The organism is Devosia equisanguinis (assembly GCF_900631955.1).
Taxonomy (GTDB): Bacteria; Pseudomonadota; Alphaproteobacteria; order Rhizobiales; family Devosiaceae; genus Devosia; species Devosia equisanguinis.
In genome coordinates, this window is the sequence record NZ_UZWD01000022.1 from 138010 (window position 1) to 162010 (window position 24001).

Sequence of the window (24001 nt, forward strand, 5' to 3'; positions counted from 1 at the left end):
GCCCGCTTCTGCGGGCCTTTTCATTTGGATCACGTTACACTCAGTAATGCGGCGGTGGACTCTCAGTCGATGGATCGGCGATATAGGCGCCGCTGCGCACTTGCTCCTCAAGCTGGGTCAGCTTGCGCGTCAACAGGTCAATCACCTTCCATTGCTCGGTGATCGCCGCGTTCAAATCCTCGATAGCCTGATCCTGATGGGCAATGCGCGTTTCCAGCCCATCCAGCCTTTCAACATCGTCTTTTTCGCTCATCGCAGATCTCCTTGGCGCTCTCGACATAGGCTGACTGAGGCCCTCGCTCAAGCGCTCGTGCACGCGAGCAAGTTTACCTATTGGGAACCTGTTTGCCTTCCGCGCCATTGAATTGGGTGAAAACGCCACCCTGGAGCCGCAAATGGCCACCAACAGCGCAGTCCTTCTTCCCCAGTCCACCCGCCCCCAGGCAGTGAGCGCTAATGCGCGCTACCGCGCCGCCTTCGGGCTGTTGATCGCTGCCGGCCTCCCGCTTGGCCTGTTTGGTCTCGCCAATCTTGCCGCCGAAGCTGTTGGCCTCATGCCTCTGTTTTTCGCGCCCTTCGGTCTGCCTGGCTGGCTCGGCGCCGTAGCTCATCTCGCCATGCTGCCGCTGCTTGGTGCTGCCGGCTGGATCGCCACCCGCAAGGGCGATATCAGTCTTCATCTGTGGCTGGGTGCGCTGATGGCCGGTGTCATTGCCGTCCCCTTCATCACCGCACCGCTTGATTCTCTGCAGATGAGCATTGTCAGCGTCGTCCTCTTTCTGCTGGCCCTGGCCACCATCCAACGCGTTGGTAAAGCCTCGCGCACCGCAGGCTGGCTGCTGGTGCCGGTCCTTGGTTGGCTGGGTCTCAGCGCTGCTTTGGGCATGGTGCTCGCCGCTGCCTGGACCCCGCCCTTCGCCCTGACGCAGGGCATGGACAATGCGCCGCCCGCCGCTGGCTGACGGTTACCGGCAAGTTCCTTCTTGCCGAATGCGATGGGAACGCTCATTTGAAGGCAAATAGTCTTCGGAGTCTTCTCATGGCCAAGCTGCTCAAGATCGACGTGTTCACCGACGTGGTCTGCCCATGGTGCCTCGTCGGTTCAGCGCGTCTCGACCAGGCCATTGCTGCCTTGCCCGACGATGTCGAGGTGGAGGTGACCAACCACCCCTTCTATCTTGACCCCACAGTGCCGCCCGAAGGCGTCGATGTCGGTCAGATGCTCCAGGAAAAGTACGGTCGCGACCCCAAGGAAATGTGGGCACGCGTCGAGGGCGAGGCCAAGAAGGCCGGCATCGATCTCGACCTGTCCCAGCAGCCGCGCATGTTCAACACGGCCAAGGCTCACACCATCACCAGGCTGTCCAAGCCCAATGGCAATCAGCACGAGTTGGCCAACGCCATTGCCGATGCCTATTTCCTCGAGCATCGCCAGATCAACGACGACAACGTCCTCGCCGATATCGCCGTGCAATATGGCTGGGATCGCGGCGACGCGCTCGACGCCATCAATGACGAGAACGAGCTATCCATCACCGCGCAATTGGCCACCAGCGCCGCCCAGCAAGGCATCCGCGGCGTTCCCTTCTTTGTTTTCGGCGAGAAATACGCCCTTTCCGGCGCCCAGCCGGACGAAGTCTTTGCCCAGGCGCTCGAAAAGACCATTTCCGAACTCTGACACCGGCGTCCAGGCTGGTATAGGCTGGTGCGAACAGAGTCGCATCGAGGTCGTCACGTGAAGCTGCTGCGCCGTCTCCTGATCGCCATCATCGCCCTGGTGGCCATCGCCTATGCCGGCGTCGTCGGTTACATGTATGTCAACCAGCGCGCCCTGCAATACGCCGCCACCGGCCCGGTCATTCCGCTCGCCGACACCGCACTGAGCGGCGCCGAAGATATAGCGCTGCCGTCGGGCGACGGCGTCATCCACGGCTGGTATCAGGCGCCCCGTCCGGGCTTGCCGGTGATCGTCTACTACAAGGGCAATTCCAAGAGCTTCGGCGAAGAGCATGAGCGCTACGAAGCGTTCGTCGCGGCCGGCTACGGCTTTATCGCCTTCGACTATCGCGGCTTCCCGGCCTCGCCCGGCCAGATCACCGAGGACAATATCCTTGCCGATGCCATAACCGCCTATGACTGGGCGGCTGCCAAGGGCGACCCGCTCGTCATCTGGGGCCGTTCGATCGGGTCCGGCCCCGCCACCTATGTCGCCAGCCAGCGCGACGCCAAGGCCCTGTTGCTCGAAACGCCCTTTCTTTCCGCCGTCGGGGTGGCCGCCGAGCGCTATCCCTATCTTCCCGTCTACTGGGTGATGCAGGATCAGTTTCGCAGCGATGTATGGATCAAGGACGTCGCCGAGCCGGTCTTTGTCGGTCATGGCACCGCCGATACCACAATCGACGTTTCCAATGGCGAACGCCTCTACGCCCTGGCGCCAAACCCTTATGAACTCTGGATCGTTCCGGGCGTCGGCCATTCCGACCTCTGGGCCGCTGGTATCTGGGACAAGGCAAGGCCCTTCTTCGAAAGCGTTATGACACCGTGACCATATCAAGACCGGTGGGCATGTCCGCCCGCCGCACCGCCATTATCGGCGGCCTGATGGTGGCCACCGGCCCGCTGAGCCTCACCCTTTACGCGCCGGCCCTGCCCACCATCGTCGGTGATCTCGGCACCACCGATGCCGGGGTCAAGCTGACGCTGACGGTCTATTTCGCCGCCTTTGCGCTGGCGCAGTTGATCTGCGGCCCGCTGTCGGATCGCTTTGGCCGGCGTAGCGTCGGCATCGCCTTCTTTGCCATCTATGTGCTCGGAAGCCTGGTTTGCATGGCCGCGCCGTCGCTTGAAGTGCTGTTCATCGGCCGCTTCATCCAGGGCTTCGGCGTGTCCGCCGGCGTCGCCCTGTCGCGCGCCATGGTGCGCGATCAGTTCGTCGGCAGCGAAGCCATTCGCATCCTCACCATGATCAACTTGATCCTGACCGTGACCCCGGCCGTGGCGCCGACCCTGGGCAGCGTCATTCTCCTTGGCGGCTCCTGGCATTATCTGTTCCTGGTTATGGCAGGGTTCGGTCTCGCCATTCTCGCCCTGCTGGGCACCGGCGCGCGGGAAACGCTGCCTCCCGAGGCACGCATTCCCTTCCGGCCCGGCGTCATCCTCGGCAATTACCGGACGCTTCTCAGCGCACCGGATTTCCTCATTCCCTCGCTCCTGCTTTGCCTTACCTTTTCCGGCTTCCACGGCTTCACTGCGCTTTTGCCCTTCGTGCTTATCGACGGACTGGGCCTCACCCCGTTCCAGTTCGCCATGGCGATGCTGGTGCAGACCGGTTCCTTCATTGCCGGCAACCTGCTGGTGGGCGCACTCTCGACCCGCCTCGGCGGCACGCGATTGATGACGGTGGCACTGGTGCTTATGGGCGTCAGCGGGCTGGCCTTCGCCACCCTGCCGGCGCTCTATCCGCAATCGGTTCTGGCGGTGATGGTCCCGGTCGGCATCTGGATGGTCGGCATTGCCTTCATCAGCCCCAGCGCCACGGCGGCAGCCATGGCCGGGTTCGGCGGCATGGCCGGCGCGGCGGGTGCGCTGACCGGTTTCTTCCAGGTCGGTGGCGGCTTTCTCGGCTCGCTCACCGCCGGCACCCTGTTTCCAGATGCGCATACGGCCCTTGTTATCCAGATGCCCATCGTCGCCATTCTCGCCATCGCGGTAGCGCTTATCGACCGGCGGCGGCGCAAGCGGCAATAAAAAACGCCGCCCCAAAGGACGGCGTTCAAATTCTTCGGCAGAGCCCTGAGCAGCTTAGCTCGGGCGACCCGGTGCAGCCACAATGCCGCCTTCGCGCTGTGCGCGCTTACGAGCCAGCTTGCGGGCGCGACGAACGGCCTCGGCCTTCTGGCGAGCCTTCTTTTCAGAGGGCTTCTCGTAATAGTTGCGCAGCTTCATCTCGCGGAAGACGCCTTCGCGCTGCAGCTTCTTCTTGAGCGCGCGCAGCGCCTGGTCAACATTGTTATCGCGAACGACTACTTGCAAAGGTCAACCGCCCTTTCAAAGCTTTTGCAAACTGGTGAACATAGCAAAGGCACCTAGTGGTGCCCCCGCCGACCAGCAGAGCCGGTCATCGTGGCGGGCTCTATAGCTCAAACCGGGCCTCGTGTCCACACTGACGATACGGAAAATTGCAGGCTCTTGCGGGCTTTCGCGGCTCCCGCTACCCCTCTGGGACTGCTTTGCGGAGTTCGCCATGTATCAGCCCCTGCTTCTCATTCCTGGCCTGCGCTGCGATAGCTATCTCTACGCCCCGCTCATTGGCCGCATCGATGCCGGAACCGCTGCCATGGTGGCGGATGTGTCGCGCGACGATTCCATCGCGGCCATGGCCAGCCGTGTGCTCGCCGCCGCGCCGCCGCGCTTTGCGCTCGCGGGCCTGTCCATGGGGGGCTATGTCGTACTCGAAATCATGCGGCAGGCGCCCGACCGGGTCACCCACCTGGCACTTCTCGACACCAATGCCCGACCCGACAGCGACGAACGCAAAGTGGCCCGCCGGGCGGAAATGGCGCTGGTAGCAGCTGGCAAATCGGCGCTGGTGTCGCGCATGGGCCTGCCAGGCCTGCTTGCTCCCCGCCATCTCGATACCCCGATCGCCGAGGCCGTGCATGAGATGACCATGCGTGTCACCCCCGAAACCTATTACCGCCAGCAGACCGCCATCATGGGCCGCATCGATTCCCGGCCCTTTCTCAAAGACATCGCCGTGCCCACCCTAGTGGGCGTCGGCGCCGAGGACCAGCTCATTCCCCTGCCGCTGTCCCAAGAGATGGCGGCGGCGATTCCCGGGGCTGAACTGGTGGTCTTCCCAGATGCTGGCCATATCCCGACGATCGAGAATCCTGCGGCGGTAGCCAGTGCAGTCCGCGACTGGCTACGGCGCTGAGGTAAAAAAGGCGGCCTATTCGGCCGCCTGCTTCTGTTCTTCGCTGCGCTGGTCGGTGATGGCCAGCGGCTCGCCCGGCTCTGCCGGCGTCTCCGCGCTCCTGCGACGAATGCGCAGGCGCTTGATGCGGCGGCTGTCTGCGGCAAGAATCTCGAACTCGAAGCCATCGAGACTCTCGAGACCCGTTACCCGCTCGCCGCGCTTGGGGACATGCCCGGCCAGGTCGAAAACCAGACCACCAATGGTGTCCACCGCATCGCCAAAGGCGCCAGGGTCGAAATCCGGCCCCACCAGGGCGCGCACGTCATCGAGTTCAGCACGGGCATTGGCGATATAGGTGTCCTTGCCGACCTTGCGGATCAGCGCCACCTCGGCCTCGTCGTGCTCGTCCTCGATCTCGCCAACGACCGCCTCGAGCAGGTCCTCAATGGTCACGAGGCCATCCGTGCCACCATATTCGTCGACAACGATGGCCATATGAGTGCGACCGGCGCGCATCGACTGCAGCAGGTCCGAAGCCGGCATGAAGGTAGGCACGAACATCGCCGTGCGCATGATGCCCAATTTGCCGATTTTTTGCCTGAGCGCAGCCGAGAGCAGTTTGACCGGCACATCCTTTTCAGGATCGTTCACCGCTTCAGTGATGCGGGACAGTGCATCCTTGATGTGAATGAAGCCCTTGATGTCATCGAGGCCATCTTCATAGACCGGCAGGCGTGAATGGCCGACCTGCTTGAATTTGGCCAGCAATGTCCCAAGGTTGATGTCGATGGAAACCGCATGCATATCGCTGCGCTCTACCATGACGTCGTCGACCGACACCTTGGCCAGCTTCAGCACGTTTTGCAGGATGATGCGTTCACTCTCGGTGAAATTCGCGGTCTCGGCGCTGCCGGTTTCTTCCAGCGCCACCTGCAGATCGTCGCGCAGGGAAACCGTTCTCAGGGCCATCAGCCCTTTGATGCGGTTCCACAGGCTCGGCCCCCGCGACACGGCGGAGGCGGGACTAGAGGGAGGTTCAGGGTTTTCGGCCACCCAGGGGGCCTTGTTACTGTCGCTGTCGGTCATCATCTCGCGCCGCGCAAGTGCGGCTCTTGGTGTCCTTTGGACGAAAATGCCTCTGAAGATCAGAGGTTCCAGGCGGTTTTTTCAATCGGCATAGGGATCGTCTATCCCCAGCCCCGCCAATATCTGGGTTTCGAGTCCCTCCATTTGAAGGGCCTCGTCTTCCACGATGTGATTATAACCCAGAATGTGCAGAAATCCATGCACCATTAGGTGGGTGAAATGGTCATCAAGGCTCTTGCCGAGGTCAAGTGCCTCTCGCTCAAGTGTTTCTCGCGCCAGCGTGATGTCGCCCAGAATGCCCATGACCGGCCCGAAGGGCTCGATCTGCGGGAAACTTAACACATTGGTGGACGCATCCTTGCCGCGCCATTGACCATTGAGCTCGCGCTGCTCGGCATCGTCGGTGAGCAGCACGGAAATCTCGGCAGCGCCCTTGACCTTCGCCTTGGCGCCGGCGAGAGCCGCCAGCACCGCCTTTTCGGCAAGGGCATCGAAATGGTCCGGCCAGCCCTCCGCATTGCGGATGACGGCGATCTCAAGCGGGGGCAAGGCAGGCATGGATGTGCGGTTCAGCTCCGGGGCAACGTGCCCAATGTCCGCGCCAGACCATCCTTGTCGCCTTCCTTTTCGGCGAGGCGGCGCGCGGTATCGGCTTCATAGGCCCGCACGATGCGCCCGACAAGCGCATGGCGCACCACGTCCTTGTCGTTGAAGCGTGAAATATGCACGCCCTCGACGCCGTCGAGCAGATTGACCGCTTCCACCAGACCCGATTTCTCGCCACGCGGCAGGTCCACCTGAGTGGGGTCGCCCGTGACGATCATCTTGGAGTTCTCGCCCAGGCGGGTCAGGAACATCTTCATCTGCATCGATGTGGTGTTCTGCGCTTCGTCAAGAATGACCACGGCATTGGCGAGGGTCCGGCCACGCATGAAGGCGAGCGGGGCCACTTCGATAATGCCCGAAGTGATGCAGCGCTCGACATTTTCGGGCTTCATCATGTCATAAAGCGCGTCATAGAGCGGGCGCAGGTAAGGATCGACCTTTTCCTTCATGTCGCCGGGCAGAAAGCCCAGACGCTCACCGGCTTCGACGGCCGGGCGGGACAGGATGATGCGATTGATGTCGCCACGCTCGAGCAGCGATGCGGCATGCGCCACCGCCAGATAGGTCTTGCCGGTACCGGCGGGGCCGACACCGAAGACCAGCTCGCTCCGCTCCATGGCGCGCATATAGGCGTCCTGCGCCGGCGTGCGCGCGACGATGGTGGATTTGCGCGTGGCGATCTGGGCCATGCGCACCTTGCCCTTGCGCTCGAGGGTCGGCAGCGTCAACTGGCTGTCCTCTGTCTCGATCATGCGGATCACCGCATCGACATCGGCGATATCGACGCTGCGGCCTTCCTCGAGATTGGTGTAAAGCGATTCCAGCACGCGTCGCGCCTGATCGACCTTGGAAGCCGCGCCCTTGAGCAACACATGATTGCCGCGCGGCGTGGCCGACACGGCAAGGCGCTGTTCTATCAAGGCGAGGTTCTGGTCGAAATCGCCATAGAGCTGGGCAGCCAGGCGATTGTCTTCAAAGGCGAGTTCGAGTTGCGATGCGAGGGCGTTGTCTGCGGTCGGTGGCAAATGCCTGCTCAAACTGGTGTGGCTCCGAAGGGCGGCGCGGGCTGCGCCGCATGAACATCAACGAGGCTAGGCCTATTCGCGTTGCCTGTCTCTAGCAATTTTACGCAGGCTGCCTTTGCGAGCCCAAGCTGTCGCAATCCAGTGACAATAGCGTGTCGGTTCACACCGCGGCCACCTGGCGCCGCTGGGTGGCCAGGAAGGCGACGAGGAAGCAGCCGATCATCAGCAGCACGATGGTCGGTGCGGGCGCGCTGTCGAGGAAGAAACTGAGATAGACGCCCAGGAGACCGCATCCCACCGAAATCGCCATGGCCACCAGCAGCATGACGCCGAACCGCTTGGTGACCAGAAAAGCGATGGCTCCCGGCGCGATCAGCAGCGCAATGACCAGGACGATCCCTACCGCCTGCAAGGCGCCCACAATGGTCAGCGAAATCAGCGCCAAAAGCCCATAATGCAGCATCCGCACCGGCAGTCCGATGGCGCCGGCCTGTTGCGGATCGAAGATGAAGAGCATGAGGTCGCGCCACTTGGCCGCCACCACCATCCCGACCACCAGCGCGATAAGCCCGGCCGTCACCAGATCATCCTGCCCGACGCCCAGCATATTGCCGAAAAGAATGTGGTCGAGATGCACATCGGTGCGGATGGCGGTGTAGAGCACGATCCCAAGCCCGAAGAGCCCCGAAAACACCACGCCCATTATGGTGTCTTCCTTGACCCGGCTGTTTTCCTTGAGATAGCCGACCGACAAGGCGCAGACCATGCCCGCCGCAAACGCACCGACACCAAGCGGCAGGCCGACGATATAGGCGATCACCACCCCCGGCAGCACCGCATGGGAAATGGCGTCGCCCATCAGCGACCAGCCCTTGAGCACGAGGAAGCAGGACAGTAGCGCCGTCGGCACCGCCACCAGCACGGCGATGATCATCGCCTGCACCATGAAGGGCAATTGGAACGGCCACAGGGCCATCTCATACCATTCCATCAGCGTACCTCCCGGGCAATGCGGCGGCGGGCGGCCAGCAGCCCATGCTTGGGGGCAAAAAGGAATGCTGAAAGAAACACCAGCGTCTGCAGCACCACGATGACTCCACCGGTCGCCCCATCGAGGAAATAGCTGAGATAGGCCCCGACAAGGCAGGACAGCACGCCGACGGTAACGGCAATGACGATGAGACGGGAGAAGCGGTCGGCCATCAGATAGGCCGTGGCGCCGGGTGTCACCACCATGGCGATCACAAGGAATGCGCCCACCGTCTGCATGGCTGCGACTGTAGCCGCCGCCAGCAGCGTGAAGAAGATGGCCTTCAGCCAATCGGTCTTGATGCCGATGGAGCGGGCATGGCTTTCGTCGAAAAAGGTGACCATAAGATCCTTCCAGATCACCAGCATCACCGCCAGCGTCACCACCGAGATCAGCACCAGTTGCAGCGTGTCTTCCGGGGTGATGGCGAGGATATTGCCGAGCACGATGGTCTGCACATTGATCGGCAGCGGCGAGACCGAGACCATGAACAGGCCGAGCCCGAAAAAGCCGGAAAAGATCAGCCCGATCACCGCATCTTCACGCAGTTTGGTGCGCTGCGACAGAAACAGCATCGCCGCCGCGGCCAACCCGCCCGAAAAGAATGCGCCGATGGAAAAGGGCAGGCCCAGCATATAGGCGCCGGCCACGCCAGGCACGATGGAATGGGAAAGCGCGTCGCCGATCAGCGACCAGCCCTTGAGCATGAGATAGGCGGAGAGAAAGGCGCAAACCCCGCCCACCAGCGCCGACACCCACATGGCATTGACCATGTAGTGATAGGAAAACGGCTCGAGCAGCAGATCGATCATTGTTCGCCGCCCGATTGCTGATGGGTCTGCCGACCACTCTCGCCATAGAGCACCAGCGGCCGCTCATCATCGGTCAGCACAGAGAGATGGCGCGGGTCGTCATCGTCATGCAGGCCCGGCCCCGACAGCACGAAATGGCGCAGCACCCCGCCGAACGCCTCTTCCAACCTGTCGCGGGTAAACACTTCCGCAGTCGGCCCATGGGCCAGAACCGTGCCCTTGACCAGCACGGTGCGGTCGCAGAATTCGGGCACCGAGCCGAGGTTATGGGTCGAGACCAAAATGACCTTGCCCTCGTCGCGCAGTGCCCGCAGCAGCGCGATGATCGCATCCTCGGTCTTGACGTCGACGCCGGTAAACGGCTCGTCGAGCAGGATTACCTCACCCTCCTGCGCCAGGGCACGGGCGAGGAACACGCGCTTCTTCTGCCCGCCAGAGAGCTCCCCGATCTGCCGCTTGGCGAAATCGCTCATATTGACGCGCGCCAGCGCTGCCGCGACCTTTTCCCGGTCGATGGCGCGCGGCACGCGAAAAAGGTTCATGTGGCCGAAGCGGCCCATCATCACCACATCCTCGACCAGCACCGGGAAATTCCAGTCGACCTCCTCGGATTGCGGCACATAGGCGACCTTGTTCTGCCGCTGCGCCTTTCTGCCGTCCTGCCCGAGAATGAAAATTTCACCCGAGGCCAGGGGCACGAAGCCCATGATCGCCTTGAAAATTGTGGACTTTCCGGCGCCGTTGACACCCACCAGCGCGGTGATCGAGCCACGTGGCGCAGTGAAGCTGGCATGGCGCAGCGGTACCGTGCCATTGCGATAGGCGACGGTAATGTCGGTGACAGCGATGCCGGGAGCGTGGGTCACTGCGTCAACCCCGTCACGATAGTGCTGGTGGTAACCCGCAACAGGTCGAGATAGGTCGGCACCGGGCCGTCTGGATCGGACAGGGAATCCACGTAGAGCACGCCGCCATATTTGATGCCGGTTTCCCGCGCCACCTGCTCGGCCGGCTTGGAGGAAATGGTGGATTCCGAAAAGATCACCGGAATGGCGTTTTCGCGCACCGCATCGATGACCTGCCGCACCTGGCGTGGCGTGCCCTGCTGGTCGGCATTGATCGGCCAGAGATAGAGCTCCTTGAGCCCGAAATCGCGCGCTAGGTAGGAGAACGCACCTTCCGAGGTCAAAAGCCAGCGCTCGGCCTCGGGCACGGCCGCCAGCGCCTCATGCATAGGTGCGACAGTCGCGGCAATCTCGGCCGAATAGGCGGCGGCATTGGCAGCATAAATATCGGCATTATCGGGATCGACGCTGGCAAAGGCGGCGCGGATATTCTCGACATAGATCAGTGCATCGGAGGGCGACATCCAGGCATGCGGGTTCGGCTTGCCCTCATAGGGCCCCTCCCCGATTCCGATGGGCGTGATCCCGTCGGTCAGGACCGCATTGGGCACGTCGGGCAGATTGTCGAGGAACTGGGCGAACCACTGTTCCAGATTGAGGCCGTTCCACAGCACCAAGTCTGCGTCCTGCGCCGCGACGAGATCGCCCGGCGTCGGCTGGTAATTGTGGATTTCGGCACCCGGCTTGGTGATGGACACCACATCGGCGACGTCCCCGGCGACGTTTTGCGCCATGTCGGCCAGAATGGTGAAACTGGTCACCGCCTTGATCCGCTCCCCCGCCTGTGCTGCGCCGGTGAGCGCAAGAGGCAAAGTCATGAGCAGCGCGGCAAAGGAACGTCGGCGCATCGTCAACTCCGCTGTGAACTGACGATGAAGCTAGTGCTTCTGCAAATCATTTGCAATAGGAATGCGAATGATTTGCAAGAACCTCATATCGCGCCTTGAGGCCAAGACGGCGGCCGCGCCGGCTCTATCCCTTGCGCACCACCCGCCCTAGCGCATGGCCGATCTTGCCCATGAACTTTTTCACCTGCGACGCGGAGGCCGTCTCAGCCGAATGCAGGCTCAGCATGGTAAAGCTGGCGCGCGGCGCGCAGGCATCGATCACACCCAGCTTGAGCATGTGACGCACCGGGCTGCGCATGATGACGCGATCGAACCACCAGGGCGATCCCAGCGTCGTGATCACGGTGACACTGCGTAGATTGGTGAGCAGCGGCACGATTGGGGTGCCCTGGGAAAAGGCGATCCCTGGCGACCACACTCGATCCAGCCAGCCCTTCAGCGCCGCCGGAACGCTGAACCACCAGGTGGGAAAGACCAGAACCAGGTGCTCCGTGGACATCAGCCGCATCTGCAATGGCACGATATCACTGCCCGGCGCCGGCGTGCCATAATAGCCCGCACGCTCTTCAGCCGTAAGAACGGGCGAAAAGCCGGCTTCATAGAGATCGAGGCGATCCACCTCATGGCCGTTGAGCACCAGCTCGGCCTCGGCATGTGCCGCCAACTGGGCACATAGACTTGTCGATACCGGATGGCACGACACCAGATGCACACGCAAACCAGAACTCCCCCAGGCCACGATCGGGCCCGGGGAAGATGAGGGCTGTCGGGCCCGCGGTCAATTGGCTGCTGCGCGACGCCGGTATTCGGAGGCGATATAGAGCACGACGAGGGCGAATACCGCGCCGATCCCTACCTGCAGCCAGTCGAAACTCCGCAGGAAGCTGGTCATGAATACCCAGCTATCAAGGGTTTCGGCGCCGTCGAACACGCGCTCGATATAGTCGGTGGCAACCGGCAGCCGCGAGCGGTAGTCGAGAAATGCCCAGGTCGCGGTAGCAAAGGGATGCCGCCCGCCCAGCGTCACCCATTCCAGTGCCGAGACCAGCGACGGCAACAGGATGGCGACGGGAATGGCCCAGCGCCCCACGGCGGTCGCCATGGCTCCGACCAGCGCCATATAGGGCAGATACCAGAGCAGCGCACAGACGAGCACCACAAGGAAGACCACGCTCATCTGCCCATAGATGCCGATAATGCTGCCCAACAGGCTGCCGCTTCCGAGCCCGGCCAGCATGGTGGTGACATAGGCGACGCCGAACATCAGCAGGATGCTGACCATGGCGACGACATAGACCGCGCCGGGCAGGATCGTGATCGATGCCACCAGCTTGGACAGAAGAATGCGGAAATCGCTGACCGGCATGGATTTCCAGAACAGCATGGCATTGTTGCGCTTGTCGGCGGCAAAACCGTCGGCGCAATAAAAGAACAGCACGAAGCCCAGATAAAGGATCCAGGCCGTCGCCAGCCCGGCAAAGCCGGCCTCGAACACCCAGGTGGGCACCACGGTCAACAGCTGCCCGGAAAACCGGGTGTCGAGCCGATCGACGCTGAAGGCGAGCACCGTCAGGGCGAAGACAACGACCACCAGCACCAGCGGGGCGATGAAGAAGGCGCCGCGATGTTCGATGAACTCACGATGGAGGAGCGCGAAAAAAGCCTTCATCGGGCGGTCTCCGGATTGGCGGTCGGACGCTGCATCAGCGCCACGAACAGATCGGACAAAGTCGGGGTCGACACGCGCCCCAGGGGCTCGAGTTGGCTCCGATCGACGCCGTCGAAAATCATCACCGTCTGCCCGAAACGGGTTTCCTCATAAACCGGGCCCAGGGCCCGTGCGACCTGCTGCTGCTCGGGCGTATCGACCACCAGCTGGCTGAATTTCTCGCTCACCGTTTCCATCTGCATATGCAGGATGAGGTCGCCGTCGCGGATGAACATGATGTCCGACAGCATGAACTCGATCTCGTCCACCTGGTGAGTGGTGATGATCAGGGTCCGCTCCTCGGTCATGTAGTCTTCGAGCAGCCGCCGGTAGAAGCGCTTGCGATAGGTGATGTCGAGGCCGAGCGTCGGCTCGTCCAGCACCAAGAGCTTGGCATCGATCGCCATCACCACCGCCAGATGCAGCTGCGCCACCATGCCCTTGGAGAGCGTGCGGATTTTCATCTCCGGCTTGATATCGGTGCCTTCGAGGAACTGGCGTGCCTTGTCGGTGGAGAAATTGGGATGGATATTGCTCAACAGCGCAAACAGCTCGCGAACCCTGAGGAACCGCGGCAGGCTGGCCACGTCGGAGATGAAGGCGACGTTCTCCATCAGCCTGGCGCGCTTCTGGAACGGATCCTCGCCGAGCACACGGATGGTGCCTTCATAGCTGGTGAGGCCCAGCATGGCATTAAGGGTCGTGGTCTTGCCGGCGCCATTATGGCCGACCAGCCCATAGATGCGCCCGGCGGGAATGTCGAAATCCAGCCCATGCAGGATCTGCTTGCGGCCGAAGGATTTCTTCAGCCCGCGGGCCGAGACGATCGGTTCAAGGGCAAGGGATGCGTCGGTCATTTCTGGGAATTCCCCGGCTGAGTTTCGGCGTGTGGTTCTTGCAGCAGGCTGGACATGTCCAGCTCCAATGCCCTGATCTGCGCCGCAATGCGCGGCCAGTCCTGTTTGAGAAATTTCTCGCGTTCATGTGCGAGCAATGTGGCGCGTGCGCCCTGGGTAACGAACATCCCCAACCCCCTGCGTTTTTCGACCACCCCGATCTCGACCAGGGCTTCAAAGGCCCTGGTGACCGTCAACGGATTGACCGACAGATCAGCTGCAATCTGGCGAACCGATGGCAGGGGATCACCTTCCGCCACGGCCCGCCGCAGGATCATGTCGATCAGCCGTTGGCGGATCTGCACGAAGATCGGCTGGCTGGCGTTGAAATCATCCATGTGTCTTGCCTATCTAGTGTATTAGTTATCTAGCACACTAAATTTGCACTGACAAGCGGCAGATTGCGCCGCGCTCAGCGGACCAGGGCTGGGGCGGTACAACGCACCCCGAACACCTTCACATCCGCCTCACCCAAGCCCAGGCCCAATGTTGAAAATACCCCGGCCAGCGTCATGTCGAGCGTCGGCCCCAGCGGGGTAATCAGAGCACGCACCGCCCCTTCGAGCAGCGTGAGCGGCACCAGAAGCGGCCCCACATCGATGCGCAGATCGAGCGAATTGAAGAGGGAGGTCATCAGCGACGTCACCATGGTGCGGGTGCGTGCCGTCTTGGTGGCGCCGGCGCCGATCTCCTGGGAGGAAAAATTCAGCATGATACTATCGGTCTGGGCAACCTCCACCTGCGCCGCGCCTGAAACCTTGAGCAGCAGCACGTCGATGAGCTTGGCCCTTGCCGGGTAAAGCGGCTGACCGAAATTGCGCAATTGCTCGTCACTGGCATCACCCAGCGTCAGTTTGAGCACGCCCGGCCGCACCGCGATCACCGCCGAGCCGTTGCGATTGTCGGCGGTCGGGCAGGCAATGGCTGATACCTGCGCCTCGGCATGGGCCACCTCCAGCAGGATGGGCACCCTGACGCCGGCATTGAGCAGCACCGCGCCCCCGAGCAGTTGCGCCACAATTTTGAGCCGCAACTGCGAACTGCGCACCGTCGCCCCGCGCTCCCCCACCCGCGCCCAGCCGCTGCCCTGCGGCACCTCGCCGATCGCCAGGTCGAGCCGCAACGATGTCAGGTTGGGCACATTGGCGCCCAGATTGAGCCCGACCTGCTTTTGCCCGTCGGACAGGCGCGCCGCCGCCATCAGAACCTCCAGGGCGGATAGCGAAACGCCGGCGCTGGAGCCGCCACCCAGTTCGCGGCTGCCCAAAATGCCCATATCGAGAATTTTTCCGACCGGCACTTCCGTTCCGCGTCCGCCATTGGAGAGAACATTGAGAACCTGATGCACCGGTCCGGTGGTGATATCGGCAAGGGCCGCTGCGATCTGCCCCGACCGCGCCCGCATATTGAGCACATCGACATAAGAGCCGGCCTCGATATCGAGCTGCTGCCCCAGCGCACCCAAAAAGCGGAGAGCGTCGACCCGCGCCCCGGCCAGCGCATTGTAATCCATCACACTCAGCGACACATTGGTGCCCAAAAGCGCGCTGAGCAGCCCATTGGCCACGCCCTGATTGAGACTGGCCAGCCGCGTCCCCAAAGCGAACGACACTTCCGGCGTAAAGGCTGCCAGCGCCGTAGCGGCAATCTGCGGCGAGGTGGTGAAAGCGCGCCCGAAATAGAGCGTACCGGGCTTTTCGAACGACACCTGCACGGCATTTATGGGCGTAGCGCCGGGGGTAAAACGCTGCTCGATCGGCCGATGCACATCGGCGAGGTAGCGGCCCGTCACCACGCTCAGTCCGGCGCGGCTATCGGCCGGCAGCATCCCAGCATCAACCATCACCAATTGAGCAAGCCGCTGCGCCTCCGCCGGATTGCCGGCCGCGGTCATCGCCGCCAGATCGACGCTGGCTTGGACCGCCCGTCGCTCGTAATAAAGCGAGGCCGAGTCGACCGCGACTGCCGCCGCGCCGATCGATACGACGAAAGCCATAGCAAACAGCAAGGCGAAATTGCCCCGCTGGTCCGCCCAGAAGCGCCGGATAGTCACAGCACGCTCCGACGGATTGTGGTCGCCGTCACGATCTCGTCGTCAGGCAGCGGCAGCGGTGGATATAGGTTCCAGATCGGCAGGGCAGAGGCGTCGTAGCGCAGCACCAGCCGCATCTGCACCCCGTCATTGCCGATGGCGGAAACCGTGCGCACCAGACGGCGCTCATCGATCAGCATGTATGAGGACGCATTGTTGCGGATATAGGCTTCGACGAGGTCGCGGCTTTCCTGAGACGTGAGGCCGGCCAGGCTGACCCGCACCGCATCGGCAGCCAATTGCTGCAGCGCATGAGCGGTGCCGAAATAGATGGCATAGGCCAGCATGCCGGTCATCAGCAGCAGGAAGACTGGCGTCAGGATGGCGAATTCGATAACCGCCGCCCCGCGCGTATCGTCCAGCATTGTGCTGCCGCGCCGTCGCATGACACCTCTCCGGAGTCTGTCGACGTCAGTCTCCGCCCGACCCGGCGACCATGGTCTTACCCTCCTTCTGCGTAGCTACACGCAGTCCTGATAGGAAAGCTGCGGAGTGCAAGTTTGGAAGGTGACTTTCTTTCTCCACATAAAGCGGTTAGGACAGTGCCGTTCTTCGCGAGGAAGCGCGCCGTGACTGCTCGCAACTATCTCTTTGCCGTTCATCAGGAGGATGTTGCCCTGACGCGCCTCCTGGCGACGGCGGCGTCGGTCACCGGCTTCATGTCAGGCGCACCAGGCGGCCCCCTGCCGGGCTGGCATGTGCTGGGCCAGGACAACACCGCCCTGCTCCGCACTTTTTATGCACGGCTCGAACAGACCTATCCCCATGCCGGCCAACCCTTTTACGCGGTGCGTCTCTGGACCAACCTCATGTGGCAACCGGCTTATCTCGCCGCCATTGCGGTCCATGCCCACGGTGCCGTACCGGAACTGTCCCGCATGGCGCAGAAAACCTCCGGCAATGACATCAATGGCTTCCGCCTGCCGCCCGGCCCGCAATATTCAGCCGATCTCGAAAGCCTGATCCGCCGCGCCGGCGCCGATCTGCGCATCATGGCCGACCAGGTGTTGGCCGAAATCAACACGGTGACCAAGCTCAAGCGCGTGCCGGCGCTGCGCCTTCTCACCGACCGCATGCTGGGCATCGGGCTGCGGCTCGGCAAGTTCCAGCCCGGCCTTTCCATCGCCGAACAGCACAGGCTCTGTCGCCTGTGGCTCGAGGCCATGGGTCTGACCGGCCAGGGCGATCTCGAAGTGCTCGACCTGCACGACGGGCGTCAGGTGCTGATCTCGGCCCGCAAGGGCTGCTGCCTCGACTATCTAGCCTTTCCCGGCACCTATTGTGCCTCCTGCCCCAAGCAGGACGACACGCTCCGGCTCGACCGCCAACGCCGCGACGCCATCGCCGAGCTGGACGCCGCCTCCTGAGCCACCCGCTTCGGGCGGTCGCCCTAAGCGCCCCGCGTAATGCGGTTGATATGCCCCATCTTGCGCCCCGGTCTTGCTTCGGCCTTGCCATAAAGATGTGGCTGGGTATCGCCATCGATGCCGCCCGGCACGATATCGACCTCGTCCCCGACCAGGTTCTGCATCATTACATCCGCCATGCGGCGCGGATCGCCCAGCGGCCAGCCGGCAATGGCGCGAATATGCTGCTCGAACTGATCGGTGAGGCATACGGCCTCCGTCCAGTGTCCGGAATTGTGCACGCGCGGCGCGATCTCGTTGACCATCAGCGTCACCCGCTCGCCGGGCACCACGAAAAATTCGACCCCCAGCACCCCGACATAATCGAGCGCCACCACGATGACCTTGGCCAACATGGCGGCGTGCTTTTCGACGCCCGGCGGCACATCGGCCGGCACGGTGGAGGTGTAGAGAATATGGTGTCGATGCACATTCTCGGCGGCATCGAAGGCGCGTACGGTGCCGTCGAGCCCGCGCGCCACCACCACCGAGATTTCCTTTTCGAACGGCACGAAGCCTTCGAGCACCAGGGGATGGGGCATCAACTCGTTGAAAGCCGCCTCGGCGTCGCCCGGCTCGCGCAACACCCGCTGCCCCTTGCCGTCATAGCCGAGCCGCGTGGTCTTGAGCACTGCCGGCAGGCCGAGCTGGCTTATTGCCCGGTGCAGGTCATCGAGACTGTGCACGGCGCGATAGGGCGCCACCGGAATATTCTTGGAGGCCAGAAAGCTTTTTTCCGCCAGCCGATCCTGGGAAATCGCCAGCGCATTGGCGCCGGGCCGTAGCGGCTTCAGCCCCGCCAGCACTTCGGCCGTCGCCGCCGGCACGTTCTCGAACTCGTAGGTGACGACATCGACTTCAGCCGCAAAGGCCTTGAGCGCCTCGACATCATCATAGGCAGCGACGGTCTTGTGTGGCGTCACTTCGAATGCCGGGCTTTGCGGATCGGGGCAATAGATATGGCTTTTCAGTCCCAGCTTGGCCGCCGCCAGCGCCAGCATGCGCCCAAGCTGCCCCCCGCCCAGAATGCCGATGGTGGAGCCGGGAGGAAGGGATGCGAAGTCTTGGGACAATGGACTACTCGATATCGGACGGAAACTGCGGCACGGATTCGGTCTGGCGGGCGCGATGGGCTTCGAGGCGATCGGCCAGGTCGTCGTCATTGAGCGCCAGCACGGCCGCAGCCAGCAGCGCCGCGTTGATCGCACCCGGCTCACCGATGGCCAGCGTGCCCACCGGAATGCCGCCGGGCATCTGCACGATGGAATAAAGGCTGTCGAGCCCGCTGAGCGCCTTGGACCGCACCGGCACGCCGAATACCGGCAGCGTCGTCATCGCCGCGATCATGCCTGGCAGGTGTGCCGCGCCGCCGGCACCGGCAATGATGACCTTGATCCCTTCGGCCTTGGCATGAGTGGCAAAATCCACCATGCGCTCGGGCGTGCGATGCGCCGAAACGATGCGCGCCTCATATTCGACTTCGAGATTTTCGAGGGTCTCGGCGGCAAGCCGCATTGTGGGCCAATCCGATTGGCTGCCCATCACGATGGCGACCGGTGGCTTGAGCATGGCGATTCCCCCGTGCCGCTCCTCAAAGCGCGCAATTAGCCCAATTCTTGCCACAACTCAAGGCGGAACGGGCTCAGGCGATGATGTCCGGGAGCAGTAAATTCTCGAGTTGGACGATGCGGTCCTTAAGCGTCAGCTTCCGCTTTTTCAGCCGCTGGATCAGCATGCGATCGGCAAATTGCGACTGCGTCAAAGTGTGGATAGCGGCGTCGAGATCCGAGTGTTCCTGGCGTTTTGTGGCCAGTTCCAGCCCCAGTTGGGCTTCCTGTTCCTTGGTCAGACTGAGCATTGAAAACCGGATCGAAGGGCCCCAGATACATGCTTGGTTAACCGATCACGGACTGTTTTGCATCTGATTTCCCGTGGTCACCCGATGGGCGTCGACAAAGCATGAAATATTTGTGACGATACCCCCGTCCAACACGCTGAAAGGAGTTACTATGACGACTGAAGGCCACATAGCTGCACTGGAGCGACGGCACCATGAACTGGACCAGCGGATCCAGTCCGAAATGCAGCATCTTCCGGTCGACGACCTGATGGTTTCTGCGCTCAAGCGCAAGAAGCTGGAAGTGAAGGACGAACTTTCCAAGCTCCAGGGCATGACCCGGCAATAGGGTTTCGAGACATAAACAGTTCGACTCTGGAGGGTCACGACGCAAGTCGGGGCCCTTTTTCATGGCCACCCGCCACAGCAACCTGCTTCACAAATAATGCAGGATTAACACCCTCTTAAGCCCCATCCGGCATCGTCATCCCAAAACGGCACAGACGATTCGTGCCCTTCCTTTGGTCGCCAGTTTTCGGGGTATGTATGACGCGGGTTCTTGTTGTCGATGACGATCCGGTGCAGTTGCGCCTGACCGCCGAGGTCGCCAATAGGGCCGGCTTCAAGCCGATCACCGCCACCGGGGGCGAACAGGCCCTGTCCATCCTGCGTGAAGACCGCGGCGTCGGGGTCATGATCCTCGATCTGGTCATGCCCGATATCGATGGCATGGGCGTCATGGAAACCATGCGCAAGGAGGGGCTTACCACCCCCGTCATCATCCAGACCGCCAATGCCTCGCTCGAAACCGTCATCTCGGCCATGCGCCAGGGCGCGGCGGATTATTTCGTCAAGCCGGTCTCCCCCGAGCGTCTGGTCATTTCGCTGCGTAATGCCCTCAAACTCGACGCACTCGAAGCCGCCATCCGCTCCGAACGCGCCCGCCGCAGCGGCACCTTCACCCAGGCCGACATGATCGCCGCCGCCCCTGCCATGGCGCGTGTGCTGACCCTGTGCGCCAAGGCCGCCAAGAGCACCATTCCGGTGCTGATCGAGGGCGAAACCGGCGTCGGCAAGGAATTGATCGCCCGCATCATCCAAGGCACCGGCGAACGTGCTGGCAAACCCTTCGTCACCGTCAATTGCGGTGCCATTCCGCCCAATCTCGTCGAGTCCTTGCTCTTTGGCCATAAGAAGGGGGCCTTTACCGGCGCCGTCGCCGACCAGGCCGGCAAATTCGCCGAAGCCCATGGCGGCACGCTCTTCCTCGATGAAGTCGGCGAACTGCCGCTCGAAACCCAGGTCAAGTTGCTGCGAGCCCTGCAGGAGGGCGAGATCGAGCCGGTGGGCGCCAGCCGCCCCGAGCGCGTCAATGTCCGCGTCATCTCGGCCACCAACCGGCGCTTGTTGAACCTGGCCAAATCCGGCGAATTCCGCGAAGACCTGTTCTATCGCCTCAACGTCTTCCCCATCTATGTCCCGCCGCTGCGCGAACGCCGGGAGGATCTGCCGGCACTGGTCGCTCATTTCATCGCCCGCTTCTCCGCCGAGGCCGGCAAGCGCGTGCTCGGGACGTCCCCTGCAGCCATGGACCTGCTGCAGGCCTATGACTGGCCAGGCAATGTTCGCCAGCTCGAAAACGCGGTATATCGCGCCATCGTCCTCACCGATGGCGCCTTCCTCGAAAGCCAGGACTTTCCGCAGATCGTCGCCCAGTCCTCCGGGCGAGAGGAAGCGCTGCGGGCCGTCGAACAGAGCCCTGCGCCAGCCGCCCCCATTCACATCGACGCGGTCCTGCCCCGCCAGCGCGTCGAAATCATCTCCGAGCCGGCCCCTGATCGCTTCCTCGCCGCCAGCGGCGAATTGCGCGCTCTGGCCGAGATCGAGCGCGCCGCCATCGCCTTTGCCATCGACCATCATGGTGGGCGCATGTCGCGCGTCGCCAGGGCTCTCGGCATTGGCCGCTCGACGCTTTATCGCAAGCTGCACGAATATGGCCTGGCAGAAGGGCTGATCAACGACGCAGCGTGACGATGCACTGTTGCAACACCCCTGATCACAGCGTGAGAAAGCGCCGGCGTTAACCTTGTTCCTTTCCGAGCCATTAATGACTCGCATGGGATTTGTGCCTCATCGTTAAGTTTTCGACCACCATGAGGCCATCGATGAAACGCTTCGGCATTGTGCTTTCCGCAGTTTTGGCGGTCACCGCGTCCGCCCAGGCAGCTGATCTGAACTGGTCCAGCCCCGCTGCATCCCCGATCTATTCCTCCACACCCGCCAGCGGTTGGTCCGGCTTCTATGCCGGCATCAATGGCGGCTATGCCTGGGGCAATTCCACCACCAATCCCGCCCTGCCCGGTAGTCCCGCCACCGTGAACAATAGCGGTTGGACCATTGGCGGCCAGGCTGGCTACAATTTCGATATGGGCGGCTTCGTGCTCGGCGCCGAAGCCGACCTGCAATGGGCCAATATCGCCTTCAGCACCCCGGCCGGCGCGGCTGGTAATTTCGACGCCGTCACCGACGTCTTCGGTACCGCGCGTATTCGTGCCGGTATCCCGGTGGGCCAGGTCATGCCCTATGCCACTATCGGTGGCGCCTATGGTCATGGCACTGCCAAGATCACCAATAACCAGAACGTGGTGACCTCCCAGACCGCCAACCACATGGGCTGGGCCGCCGGCGTGGGCCTTGAGGCCCAGGCTACGCCCAATCTCTCGTTCAAGGCCGAATATCTTTATGTCGACCTGGGCAAGCAGACCTATGCCGGCCTGCCGGTCGGCAATCTCGACATCTCGCCGCGCTTCAGCGTCGTGCGCGCCGGCGTCAACTACAAGTTCTAGCCAATACCCGCTTCCATGCAGCCCTCGCCCGGACCTCTGGTTCGGGCGAAGTGGTTTACGGGGGAGCGTTGTAGCCAGGCCACAGGCCGGTCTCACAACTTTGAGAGCAATTGCTCCCGTTAAGGTTTGCAAGTTATTGAGAATTGACGGGACGCCGGGATTCTCCCTCCGGACGACCCCGAAAAGGAGCTTTCATGCACAAGGTTCTGGCCAGCCTCGTCGCCCTCGTCGCGGCAACTTCGGGCGCATTGTCGCCGGCCCTCGCCCAGCAGGCTGTCGCCAGCCTGGAAACCAGCCGCGTCGTCATCGCTCCGCCGCAAAATGCCCTGGCCCGCACCATCAAGGACGGCCTGTCCGCGGCCTATTACAGCGCCACGCGCGACACCACCGCCTATAACGAGGCCCAGCGCCTCTATTTCCTTTATGGCGAACGCCATTTCGATCCCATCTGGCTGTCCCAGGATGCCAGCGGCGCCATCAGCTTTTCTCCGGCCGCCGAAAAGATCGTGGCGCTATTCCGCACCGCTGATGCCGAAGGGCTGCGCCCGTCTGACTATCTGACGCCCGATATCGATCTCAGTCGCGCCAAGAGTGGCGATCCCGCAGCGTTGGCCGCGCTCGAAACTGCCTTTTCGCGCGCCACCATGCGCTATGCCAACCATATCCATAATGGCCGCATCCGGCCGCAATCGGTCAGCGAAAACCTCGACATTCAGCCCAAAAAGATCGACGAGGCCGCCCTGCTTGAGCGGCTCGCCAAAAGCGATAATCCCGCTTCGATCCTGGCCGAACTCGAGCCCAAGCACCCTGAATTCCTGGCCCTGAAGCAGGCGCTGGCCAATTTCGGCAAGACCGATACCGCGCGCCCCACTCCCATTGCCGAAGGCGCCGTGCTGCGTCCCGGCGGCACCGATGCACGCGTCCCCGCCATTCGCGAGCGCCTCAAGCTCACCGCCCTCGGCTCCAATTCCTATGACGACATGCTGGTTTCGGCGGTGAAGTCGTTCCAGGAAAGCCAGGGGCTCGAAGTCGACGGCATTATCGGGCCGGCCACCGTAGCCGCGCTCAATGGCGGCGCCGCCACGCGTCGCGAGGACATTCTGGCCAATATGGAACGCTGGCGCTGGATGCCCTCGGACCTGGGCAAGTTCAACGTCTTCGTCAACATCCCCGAATTCCGCCTCGCCATCAATCGCGACGGCCATGAGGAATACACGACCCGCGTCGTCGTCGGCACCACCAAGAACCAGACCCCGATCTTTTCGGATAATATCCGCCACCTGGTGGTGAACCCTTTCTGGAACGTGCCGTCCTCGATCATCCGCGGCGAGATCGCCCCGGCGGTGATGCGCAATCCCGGTTACACCGACGCCAAGAACATGGACCTCATCTATAATGGGTCCGTTGTCAGCCCCTGGCAGGTCAATTGGAGCCAGGTGAGCACCTCCAACTTCCCCTTCCGCGTGCGCCAGCGCCCCGGTCCGGGCAATTCGCTGGGCCAGATCAAGTTCCTGTTCCCCAACAAGCACGACGTCTATCTGCACGATACGCCGTCCAAGTCGTTGTTCGCCCGCTCCTATCGGGCTTTCAGCCATGGCTGTATCCGCGTGCAGAACCCGTTCGAGTTCGCTGACGCCCTGATGGCCAACGAGCCAAATATCAGCGGCGCGTCGCTCGAAGCCATGTTCGGCCCCAACGAAAAATGGGTAAACCCGCAGACCTCGATCCCGGTGCACCTGGCCTATTTCACCCTGCGCGTCGACGGGGACGGCACCATCCGCTCTTATGGCGACGTCTACGGTCACAATGAAAAATTGATCGCCGCCATGGGCCTCAATGCTGCCCCGGCCCCGGCCATCATCGCCGAAACCTCCCCGATCGCAGACGATCTCTCCCCCTGAGACCCCTTATGGGCTTCAGGGCCCGGCCGTTCGGATTAACCGCCCCTTTACACTTCCGCCATTGTTGTGCCAGCTTTGCCCTGTA

28 protein-coding genes are annotated in these 24001 nt (G+C 62.5%); 10 read left to right on the forward strand and 18 right to left on the reverse strand.

Features of this window, described 5'->3' with window-relative positions; all coding sequences use genetic code 11:
* Window positions 1-40: 40 nt before the first annotated feature.
* Window positions 41-253: a SlyX family protein gene (locus tag DEVEQU_RS07475; protein WP_126149952.1), complete on the reverse strand. Its 213-nt coding sequence runs from the start codon at window positions 251-253 to the stop codon at window positions 41-43.
* 142 nt (window positions 254-395) lie between these two features.
* On the opposite strand from DEVEQU_RS07475, the gene DEVEQU_RS07480 reads away from it, so the two are divergent.
* The 4 genes from DEVEQU_RS07480 to DEVEQU_RS07495 all read left to right on the forward strand — a co-directional run bounded on the left by DEVEQU_RS07480 (window position 396) and on the right by DEVEQU_RS07495 (window position 3747).
* On the forward strand, window positions 396-962 hold the full coding sequence (locus tag DEVEQU_RS07480; protein WP_126149953.1) for a TspO/MBR family protein: 567 nt from the start codon (window positions 396-398) through the stop codon (window positions 960-962).
* Window positions 963-1039: 77 nt separating this feature from the next.
* Window positions 1040-1678 (forward strand): DsbA family oxidoreductase, encoded by a 639-nt coding sequence (locus DEVEQU_RS07485; protein WP_126149954.1) that lies wholly within the window; start codon window positions 1040-1042, stop codon window positions 1676-1678.
* Window positions 1679-1735: 57 nt separating this feature from the next.
* Window positions 1736-2545 carry an alpha/beta hydrolase gene (locus tag DEVEQU_RS07490; protein WP_126149955.1) on the forward strand — a complete coding sequence of 270 codons (810 nt, stop codon included), beginning with the start codon at window positions 1736-1738 and terminating at the stop codon, window positions 2543-2545.
* A 20-nt stretch (window positions 2546-2565) separates the two neighbouring features.
* Complete coding sequence (locus DEVEQU_RS07495; RefSeq protein ID WP_126149956.1) at window positions 2566-3747, forward strand: multidrug effflux MFS transporter; 1182 nt, start codon at window positions 2566-2568, stop codon at window positions 3745-3747.
* Between the two features lie 54 nt (window positions 3748-3801).
* On the opposite strand, the gene rpsU is transcribed toward DEVEQU_RS07495, so the two are convergent.
* A complete protein-coding gene (gene rpsU, locus DEVEQU_RS07500) occupies window positions 3802-4032 on the reverse strand; it encodes a 30S ribosomal protein S21 (protein WP_086470604.1) in 231 nt (76 codons plus the stop codon).
* Window positions 4033-4243: 211 nt separating this feature from the next.
* Here rpsU and DEVEQU_RS07505 point away from each other — a divergent pair, with 211 nt between their 5' ends.
* The gene (locus DEVEQU_RS07505; protein ID WP_126149957.1) at window positions 4244-4936 is read left to right on the forward strand and encodes an alpha/beta fold hydrolase; all 693 of its coding nucleotides are present in this window, start codon (window positions 4244-4246) and stop codon (window positions 4934-4936) included.
* A 15-nt stretch (window positions 4937-4951) separates the two neighbouring features.
* Here the strand turns inward: DEVEQU_RS07505 and DEVEQU_RS07510 are convergent, their stop codons facing one another.
* The 13 genes from DEVEQU_RS07510 to DEVEQU_RS07570 form a co-directional block, all read right to left on the reverse strand.
* Complete coding sequence (locus DEVEQU_RS07510; RefSeq protein ID WP_164550306.1) at window positions 4952-5887, reverse strand: hemolysin family protein; 936 nt, start codon at window positions 5885-5887, stop codon at window positions 4952-4954.
* Between the two features lie 198 nt (window positions 5888-6085).
* A complete protein-coding gene (gene ybeY, locus DEVEQU_RS07515) occupies window positions 6086-6562 on the reverse strand; it encodes an rRNA maturation RNase YbeY (RefSeq protein ID WP_126149959.1) in 477 nt (158 codons plus the stop codon).
* Window positions 6563-6573: 11 nt separating this feature from the next.
* A complete protein-coding gene (locus tag DEVEQU_RS07520) occupies window positions 6574-7635 on the reverse strand; it encodes a PhoH family protein (protein ID WP_223214139.1) in 1062 nt (353 codons plus the stop codon).
* Between the two features lie 160 nt (window positions 7636-7795).
* Window positions 7796-8629: a metal ABC transporter permease gene (locus DEVEQU_RS07525; RefSeq protein WP_386849558.1), complete on the reverse strand. Its 834-nt coding sequence runs from the start codon at window positions 8627-8629 to the stop codon at window positions 7796-7798.
* Window positions 8626-9477, reverse strand: coding sequence for a metal ABC transporter permease (locus DEVEQU_RS07530; protein WP_126149962.1), 852 nt, complete (start codon window positions 9475-9477; stop codon window positions 8626-8628). The genes DEVEQU_RS07525 and DEVEQU_RS07530 overlap by 4 nt, the downstream gene beginning before the upstream one ends.
* Window positions 9474-10343, reverse strand: coding sequence for a manganese/iron ABC transporter ATP-binding protein (locus DEVEQU_RS07535; RefSeq protein WP_126149963.1), 870 nt, complete (start codon window positions 10341-10343; stop codon window positions 9474-9476). Before DEVEQU_RS07535 ends, DEVEQU_RS07530 begins: the two co-directional genes overlap by 4 nt.
* Window positions 10340-11230, reverse strand: a complete 891-nt coding sequence (locus DEVEQU_RS07540; protein WP_126149964.1) for a metal ABC transporter substrate-binding protein — start codon at window positions 11228-11230, stop codon at window positions 10340-10342. Before DEVEQU_RS07540 ends, DEVEQU_RS07535 begins: the two co-directional genes overlap by 4 nt.
* A 124-nt stretch (window positions 11231-11354) precedes the next feature.
* Window positions 11355-11942, reverse strand: coding sequence for an NAD(P)H-dependent oxidoreductase (locus DEVEQU_RS07545; RefSeq protein WP_223214146.1), 588 nt, complete (start codon window positions 11940-11942; stop codon window positions 11355-11357).
* Between the two features lie 66 nt (window positions 11943-12008).
* A complete protein-coding gene (locus tag DEVEQU_RS07550) occupies window positions 12009-12899 on the reverse strand; it encodes a hypothetical protein (protein ID WP_126149966.1) in 891 nt (296 codons plus the stop codon).
* A complete protein-coding gene (locus DEVEQU_RS07555; RefSeq protein ID WP_126149967.1) occupies window positions 12896-13795 on the reverse strand; it encodes an ABC transporter ATP-binding protein in 900 nt (299 codons plus the stop codon). The genes DEVEQU_RS07550 and DEVEQU_RS07555 overlap by 4 nt, the downstream gene beginning before the upstream one ends.
* Window positions 13792-14172 carry a GntR family transcriptional regulator gene (locus DEVEQU_RS07560; protein WP_126149968.1) on the reverse strand — a complete coding sequence of 127 codons (381 nt, stop codon included), beginning with the start codon at window positions 14170-14172 and terminating at the stop codon, window positions 13792-13794. Before DEVEQU_RS07560 ends, DEVEQU_RS07555 begins: the two co-directional genes overlap by 4 nt.
* Before the next feature lie 74 nt (window positions 14173-14246).
* Entirely contained in the window at window positions 14247-15887 is a 1641-nt protein-coding gene (locus tag DEVEQU_RS07565) for a TadG family pilus assembly protein (RefSeq protein ID WP_126149969.1), read from the reverse strand.
* Window positions 15884-16312: a TadE/TadG family type IV pilus assembly protein gene (locus tag DEVEQU_RS07570; protein ID WP_223214140.1), complete on the reverse strand. Its 429-nt coding sequence runs from the start codon at window positions 16310-16312 to the stop codon at window positions 15884-15886. The genes DEVEQU_RS07565 and DEVEQU_RS07570 overlap by 4 nt, the downstream gene beginning before the upstream one ends.
* Window positions 16313-16495: 183 nt before the next feature.
* Here DEVEQU_RS07570 and DEVEQU_RS07575 point away from each other — a divergent pair, with 183 nt between their 5' ends.
* The gene (locus tag DEVEQU_RS07575; protein WP_126149970.1) at window positions 16496-17293 is read left to right on the forward strand and encodes a siderophore ferric iron reductase; all 798 of its coding nucleotides are present in this window, start codon (window positions 16496-16498) and stop codon (window positions 17291-17293) included.
* Window positions 17294-17316: 23 nt separating this feature from the next.
* Here the strand turns inward: DEVEQU_RS07575 and DEVEQU_RS07580 are convergent, their stop codons facing one another.
* The 3 genes from DEVEQU_RS07580 to DEVEQU_RS07590 all read right to left on the reverse strand — a co-directional run bounded on the left by DEVEQU_RS07580 (window position 17317) and on the right by DEVEQU_RS07590 (window position 19181).
* Window positions 17317-18405 (reverse strand): 5-(carboxyamino)imidazole ribonucleotide synthase, encoded by a 1089-nt coding sequence (locus DEVEQU_RS07580; RefSeq protein WP_223214141.1) that lies wholly within the window; start codon window positions 18403-18405, stop codon window positions 17317-17319.
* A gap of 4 nt (window positions 18406-18409) precedes the next feature.
* On the reverse strand, window positions 18410-18901 hold the full coding sequence (purE, locus tag DEVEQU_RS07585; RefSeq protein WP_126149972.1) for a 5-(carboxyamino)imidazole ribonucleotide mutase: 492 nt from the start codon (window positions 18899-18901) through the stop codon (window positions 18410-18412).
* A gap of 73 nt (window positions 18902-18974) precedes the next feature.
* Entirely contained in the window at window positions 18975-19181 is a 207-nt protein-coding gene (locus DEVEQU_RS07590) for a YdcH family protein (protein WP_164550311.1), read from the reverse strand.
* 160 nt (window positions 19182-19341) lie between these two features.
* On the opposite strand from DEVEQU_RS07590, the gene DEVEQU_RS07595 reads away from it, so the two are divergent.
* From DEVEQU_RS07595 to DEVEQU_RS07610, 4 genes are all read left to right on the forward strand, one after another.
* Window positions 19342-19518: a YdcH family protein gene (locus tag DEVEQU_RS07595; RefSeq protein ID WP_126149974.1), complete on the forward strand. Its 177-nt coding sequence runs from the start codon at window positions 19342-19344 to the stop codon at window positions 19516-19518.
* A 197-nt stretch (window positions 19519-19715) separates the two neighbouring features.
* Complete coding sequence (locus DEVEQU_RS07600) at window positions 19716-21200, forward strand: sigma-54-dependent transcriptional regulator (protein ID WP_126149975.1); 1485 nt, start codon at window positions 19716-19718, stop codon at window positions 21198-21200.
* 134 nt (window positions 21201-21334) lie between these two features.
* Complete coding sequence (locus tag DEVEQU_RS07605) at window positions 21335-22015, forward strand: outer membrane protein (protein WP_164550307.1); 681 nt, start codon at window positions 21335-21337, stop codon at window positions 22013-22015.
* A 194-nt stretch (window positions 22016-22209) separates the two neighbouring features.
* On the forward strand, window positions 22210-23916 hold the full coding sequence (locus DEVEQU_RS07610; protein ID WP_126149977.1) for a L,D-transpeptidase family protein: 1707 nt from the start codon (window positions 22210-22212) through the stop codon (window positions 23914-23916).
* The last annotated feature ends 85 nt before the right edge of the window (window positions 23917-24001 follow it).

Bases quoted from the DNA above. Each gene is read 5' to 3' on its own strand.
- DEVEQU_RS07570 (WP_223214140.1), bottom strand. From the start codon at position 16,312: ATGCGACGGCGCGGCAGCACAATGCTGGACGATACGCGCGGGGCGGCG.
- DEVEQU_RS07555 (WP_126149967.1), bottom strand. From the start codon at position 13,795: ATGACCGACGCATCCCTTGCCCTTGAACCGATCGTCTCGGCCCGCGGG.
- DEVEQU_RS07560 (WP_126149968.1), bottom strand. From the start codon at position 14,172: ATGGATGATTTCAACGCCAGCCAGCCGATCTTCGTGCAGATCCGCCAA.
- DEVEQU_RS07495 (WP_126149956.1), top strand. From the start codon at position 2,566: ATGTCCGCCCGCCGCACCGCCATTATCGGCGGCCTGATGGTGGCCACC.
- purE (WP_126149972.1), bottom strand. From the start codon at position 18,901: ATGCTCAAGCCACCGGTCGCCATCGTGATGGGCAGCCAATCGGATTGG.
- DEVEQU_RS07475 (WP_126149952.1), bottom strand. From the start codon at position 253: ATGAGCGAAAAAGACGATGTTGAAAGGCTGGATGGGCTGGAAACGCGC.
- DEVEQU_RS07600 (WP_126149975.1), top strand. From the start codon at position 19,716: ATGACGCGGGTTCTTGTTGTCGATGACGATCCGGTGCAGTTGCGCCTG.
- DEVEQU_RS07595 (WP_126149974.1), top strand. From the start codon at position 19,342: ATGACGACTGAAGGCCACATAGCTGCACTGGAGCGACGGCACCATGAA.
- DEVEQU_RS07510 (WP_164550306.1), bottom strand. From the start codon at position 5,887: ATGGCCCTGAGAACGGTTTCCCTGCGCGACGATCTGCAGGTGGCGCTG.
- DEVEQU_RS07540 (WP_126149964.1), bottom strand. From the start codon at position 11,230: ATGCGCCGACGTTCCTTTGCCGCGCTGCTCATGACTTTGCCTCTTGCG.
- DEVEQU_RS07480 (WP_126149953.1), top strand. From the start codon at position 396: ATGGCCACCAACAGCGCAGTCCTTCTTCCCCAGTCCACCCGCCCCCAG.
- DEVEQU_RS07485 (WP_126149954.1), top strand. From the start codon at position 1,040: ATGGCCAAGCTGCTCAAGATCGACGTGTTCACCGACGTGGTCTGCCCA.
- DEVEQU_RS07505 (WP_126149957.1), top strand. From the start codon at position 4,244: ATGTATCAGCCCCTGCTTCTCATTCCTGGCCTGCGCTGCGATAGCTAT.
- DEVEQU_RS07530 (WP_126149962.1), bottom strand. From the start codon at position 9,477: ATGATCGATCTGCTGCTCGAGCCGTTTTCCTATCACTACATGGTCAAT.
- DEVEQU_RS07610 (WP_126149977.1), top strand. From the start codon at position 22,210: ATGCACAAGGTTCTGGCCAGCCTCGTCGCCCTCGTCGCGGCAACTTCG.
- DEVEQU_RS07550 (WP_126149966.1), bottom strand. From the start codon at position 12,899: ATGAAGGCTTTTTTCGCGCTCCTCCATCGTGAGTTCATCGAACATCGC.
- ybeY (WP_126149959.1), bottom strand. From the start codon at position 6,562: ATGCCTGCCTTGCCCCCGCTTGAGATCGCCGTCATCCGCAATGCGGAG.
- DEVEQU_RS07605 (WP_164550307.1), top strand. From the start codon at position 21,335: ATGAAACGCTTCGGCATTGTGCTTTCCGCAGTTTTGGCGGTCACCGCG.